The 5,731-nt window shown below is 38.4% G+C and carries 1 protein-coding gene; it reads left to right on the plus strand.

What is annotated here, in order from left to right:
• Positions 1-1,383: 1,383 nt before the first annotated feature.
• Positions 1,384-5,731 (plus strand): beta strand repeat-containing protein (locus ACOVQ4_RS05240; RefSeq protein WP_421819602.1); only part of this gene is annotated, 4,348 nt, incomplete at its 3' end.

Genomic DNA, 5,731 nt, shown 5'->3' on the forward strand with positions numbered 1-5,731 from the left:
CCATGCTGGTCCACGTTGATTGTCAAGCACTTATAAGAAATTATAAGTGCTTTTTTATTTTATGCAATTAAGTAAAAAAACTGATTTCTTTACCTTAAAGAGGGTTTTTTTATGCTGTTGCCGTATAGAACAGACCTATTCATCAAATACGAAGGGGAGGCAAAACTTAATCATTTAGCATTTGCCTAATTCTTATTAATTAAGGTTCTATGCCGCAGGAACTGAGTAAATAGTTTTAAATAAGCACAGATATATTTTACCGAAAGTCTATTGCCTCATCGTACACGCCCTGTCGCTATTTTGTGCAATTACTTCATCGTAGCGATTTAAGTTTTGTGTTTTGAGGCTTTCAGGTACCAGCTTTTAGCAGTAGGCTTTGGAAAAAAGCTCATCTATGATTATTAAGTTAGTACGCAGTGTAAAATATAATTTTTTTTGAGCTTAGGGCTTCAACTTTGAGCTTTCGGCTTTCAGGTAACGGCTTTCAGAGGTGGGCTTTGGAAAAAGCATGGCTGTGGTTAATAAAAAACATTTTAACACTCTTTGCCTTGTGCCTGTTGCCTAATGCCTAAGCACGTAACTTAAATCTTATTCTGCAAGATTACTTACTAACTTAGGTGTATTTATGGTATCACAGAATGATTATATTAATTAGTGTATTATTTATATTTTTTGGCATGTTTTTTGCCCTTATTTACTCCCCGTTTCAATCTTTTCATTGTACGTGACTTCTTTATTTTTAGATTTCTACTAAGTAATTTTAAGTATTTTCTCCTTTTTTTTTATTGTCTATTATCAAATATTTTTTTTGGTATTCTTTTTGCTCCTAGGGAAAATAAGTAATTCGCTAAAGTATTGAAAATACAAAACTATAATTCGCCAATATCTTCAATACGCTCAAAGATTGTTTCTTGTTAGAAGTTTTCCCGCTTAAGTTATCCGTCATGATCTTCTGACATTGATTATCAATCTTAATTGTGATTATTCAAGAGTGCCTTTGTTGTCTCTAAGCTTTATCGTAAAAAAAATTGAGTTTCGTATTAAATATTACGTGACTTATGGCTTTTTCTATCGTTTTAAATTAGCCATGTATACGATTCATGCTTATAGCCTAGTAGTTAATTGTAGTTTTCCTAAATAATTATCCGCCATGATAAAGACTTCACAACCACTTAACACGTATTTTTTCGGGAATATATCTATTCCGATTGCTCATATATTTCGCTACGCAATTCTATTCTCTCTTCTTCTGAAAGATTGAACATTATAAAGTTTTTATAATTGTCCGCACCTCAATTTATTGAGGTCTATAATATCGTATCCTATAGCCAAGGATGCAATTTCATTGAACCCTTTTATTCAATTTAACCCCTAAGTAATTAGATGAATTCAACAACTACATTTTCCCAAGCCATGCGGAAATTGTTTGGAGCATCGAATGTATTCTCTGAATACCTTAGCTTTTTGGGAGGTATCCTCATGAACAGGATACTCGCCATCGTAGGTTTTCAGTTTGCATTGGTATTCCTTGTTTCGCCTGTTATAGGACAAAACTGTACAGATTTGTTCTTGCTTAACAGCTATGATGGAAAGGTTTATTCTATCTCGGCACTCGATGGGTCAAAGACATTAGTCACGACCATGACCGTAGGGAAGAGTAACTTGGCCGTTGGGCCAGATGCATTGAACCTCAGTTCAACTGTGTTTATGTCATCAGAAACCACTTCAGGATCTGTTGTGTATAGAAACAATTTTAGTACTGGTATTACACTTCCGAATGCGCTGGGAGGTTTGACAACGAATCCGCTCACTACAGGTGCGAATGCTGGTTATGTGTATGGAATGACTTCTGATAAACGTCTGGTAAAGGTATATCCTTCACCATCGTCTGACTTAGGGGCTGTAACGGGGGATGCTATTTGGACAGGAGGAACTGTTTCAAACGATGCTTTTTTTGATAATACTGGTAAAATGTATGTACCTGTTAAAAACGGGAATTCAAGTTATTTATATTCAGTAAACTTGTCTACCAAGGTGGCTTCTCAGGTAATTCAGTTGAGTGGGAGTATTCCCTCAAATTTTCAAGGAATTGCCTTTTACAATAACAAAATTTATGCTACAGAAATTGTAACAAATGTTGTTTTACTGACAACGTATGTGAATGCGAGAATCTATGAAATTAACCCTAATACCGGTCAAGGTATTGTAAAAACCAATGTTCAGCTTGCTTCGTTTTTGGGCTCAGCACCAAACATTAGTTTAGATTTAGCTTCTTGTGAGGTTTTTGTGCCTACAACTGCCCCTAGCTGTAATGAGTTATTTGGGGTTGTTGCAGGCACTCATTCAATTTATAGAATTGATTTATCGACCTTGGCAACTACCCTAGTGGCTCAAGGTAATCAAACAAATCAAGGTAATATGGCTTTTGGCCCTATTCCTAACAATTTGAGTCAAAACCGATTTGTAACTTCCGTTAATGCAAGTAGTGGTACTATTTTTACGGCACCTGCTCAGACCACAACAGCTTCGTTGACTACTACCAATAATACAATAGCCTCTCCAATCGGTTTAGGTACAGATCCTTCAACAGGAATTGTTTATGGTATCGGTTTGAAAGTTTTAACCAAGTGGACAGGTTCGGGCGATGGCACTACAGTAGGTACCATAACAGGAGATGCAACATGGACTAACGGAACTACGCTTAATGACATAGCTGTGGATGCCAGCGGAAACCTTTATTGTATTTTGATGGAAAATAGTGCGGCTCATCTATATCGTGTTAATCCAACGGCTTTGACCGCCACAAGAGTAGTTACGGCAACAGGTTCGTTTCCTACTATGAGTAATGGACCTAACGGTGGACAAGCAGTGGGCAATGGTTTGGCATATCTTGGTGATTCTTTTTATTACTCTCGTATTAATGGTTCCAATACAGATTTGTGGAGAATCAACGCTTCCACGGGTGTTTCTACCTACGTTGGTTCTATAAATGGATTAAACTTTGGCGACTTAGGTTCTTGTGCTACAGTAACCAATGTACCTGCGACCTTCTCATTTAACTGTTCATCTCCTTCAGCGGGATTAGTTGGTACCCCTCTATATGCTAACGGTACTACTGGGCAAACTTCTACTTTGCGTGTTCCTATTAACAATGCGGTGAATGGACAGACTTCATTGACTGTAACTATCGCTGGTTCTGGTATTGTATCAACTCCATCTCCATTTACGACTTCTATTGCTCAGGGAGCAACTTTTGTCGATATCCCTATAACTTATGATGGTAGTGGCTCCATAGGTACTAGAACCTTAACAATTACCTCTCCAAATGCTACGGGAACTTGTTCCATTGCGATTTCAGTATCGTCTGATGATGCAGATGGTGATGGAGTAACTGATGGTCAGGAAGGTGTAGATGGAACAGACCCTCTTGATGCTTGTTCTTTTGTACTTGCTAGTCAAACAAGAACCCCTTCTTCAAGTTGGAATACTTCAGACTGTGATGGTGACGGTATTAGTAACTCCACAGAAAAGACCAATGGGACTAATCCGTTGGATCCATGCGATCCAGCGATAGCAGTGCCAACAGTGACTTCATCGTCTTTGTCGAATGCTTGTCCAACGCTTACTGTTAATTTGAGTAATGCTTTAAGTGGTACTGCTCCATCGGGTACAACTTTAGTTTGGTTTACTAATGATTCCCACACAGGGTCAGCTTATGCAACACCTGCTGCTGCCACCAATGGTACGTATTATGCCTTTTATTATAATGCTACAACTGGTTGTTATAGCGCCGCTTCGGCTTCTGTAGATGTATTTATATCATCTTGCTCTGGAACGGGTGCCACCGGAGGGCCTTGTAATACCAAATCTCCATGGACAAACTCGCTTTACACAAATTTGGCGGTTAATCGAAGTACAGGAGGCCTTTGTTTGCCATTAATTTCAGGTAGTAATTCTAATTTAGTAGATGCAGATTTAACCAACAATGTAAGTTTTAATATTACGGGTTTGGGATGTAGCATTACCTATGCTGTCAAAGATAATGATGCCGCAGATACTTATCCTGCGGGCTATTATGCAGGTTTCAAAATTGGCTCAGCCAACTTGATTAGCGGTAGTATAGCATCGAATGTAAGAATCGAGACATATAATAATGGTACTTTCGTAGAAGGCAAAGATGTTGTTACTAGTTTAATTGGTATCGAATCTAGCTTACTAGATGGTACAGGTTTAGCAACAGTAGGTTTTGTTACATCAGCTCCGTTTGATGAGATTCGTATCGTATATACAACATTAGTCGGTGCTTTGTTTTCTGGACAGGTTTATTACCCTGTGATAGAAAAATTCTGTGCTCCAACGGCCCTAACTTGTAACACGCAAACAATCCTTTCTAATCCTACATATCCTGTAATTATCAATGAGGCTAATACAGGTATTTCCGGGATTGCCTGTGTAGGATGTTCAATCAACAATTCTGAAAACTTGATTTCGTCAAGTACTTCAGACTTTGCGACTATTACCATGGCTGCCTCACTGGGTAGTACATCGTCGATTTCTGTAAAAGATGTTTTAACAACCTACCCATCAGGTACATTTGCAGGATTTAATATTTCAAATACCAGCTTGATTAACGCTAATTTACTTTCGGGTATTACTGTTAGAACCTATAAAGCTGGTGTATTACAAGAAAGCTCTACAACTGGCACTTTACTTTCTGTCAATTCTTCTCTATTAACAGGTATTGGAAATCAATTAGTAGGTTTTGTTACCACTAAAGATTTTGATGAGGTTCAGTTTCAGATAACCAATTTGCTAGGTATAATTAGTACAACGAATGTATATAATTTGGTCGTACAAAAACTTTGTGCAGGTCCAGCTTTGACTTGTGATGATACCTACATTAATTCTCCTACTTATCCTGCTGTTTTGAATGGAAGCTTGACGGGTATCAGTGGAGCTGCTTGTGTAGCTTGCGCTGTTAATAATACTACAAATGTATTAGATGCAAATACCACTAACTATGCTGACATTGTCTTGACTGCAGGTATTCTCAGTAGTGGGTCTATATCTGTAAAAGATGCTGTAAGTACTTATCCTGCAGGAACTTTTGCTGGTTATGATGTTGAAAACACTACTTTGTTGGGTGCTAGTTTATTTAATAATGCTACTATCACAACCTATTTGAATGGTGTTGCTCAAGAAAGCAATGCGGGAGGTTTGATTTCACTTACCTTTTTGAGTTCTACTCGTCAAGTAATTGGATTCAAAACAACCAAGCCATTTAATGAGGTTCGTTTCTCTATAGCCAATCTCGTAGGTGTAAACGTAGGTACTACTCGTGTATACAGTGTTGTACTACGCTCTGCTACGACTGCTGGCTTTACAGCTCCAACTTTATCTGGATTAGGTGGTACAACAGCGGCTATTTCGAATGTCTGTCCATCTACTACTGCCAATTTGAATACTGCTGTCACCAGTACAACACCAGCGGGTTCAAACCTTGTTTGGTATACCAATGTCGCTCATACGGGCTCAGCTGTAAGTGCTCCGGGTGCTGTTGGTGCAGGAACTTACTATGCATTCTATTATGATGCTACTGCTAATTGTTTTAGTCCAGCTTCAGGTGCTGTAACTGTTACAATTAATGTTTGTGATAGCGATGGCGATGGTGATTTTGACAACACCGACCCAGCACCAAACGACCCATGTGTATGGGGTACAGGTCAAGTAT

This window comes from Flectobacillus sp. (genome assembly GCF_049240685.1).
Taxonomy (GTDB): domain Bacteria; phylum Bacteroidota; class Bacteroidia; order Cytophagales; family Spirosomataceae; genus Flectobacillus.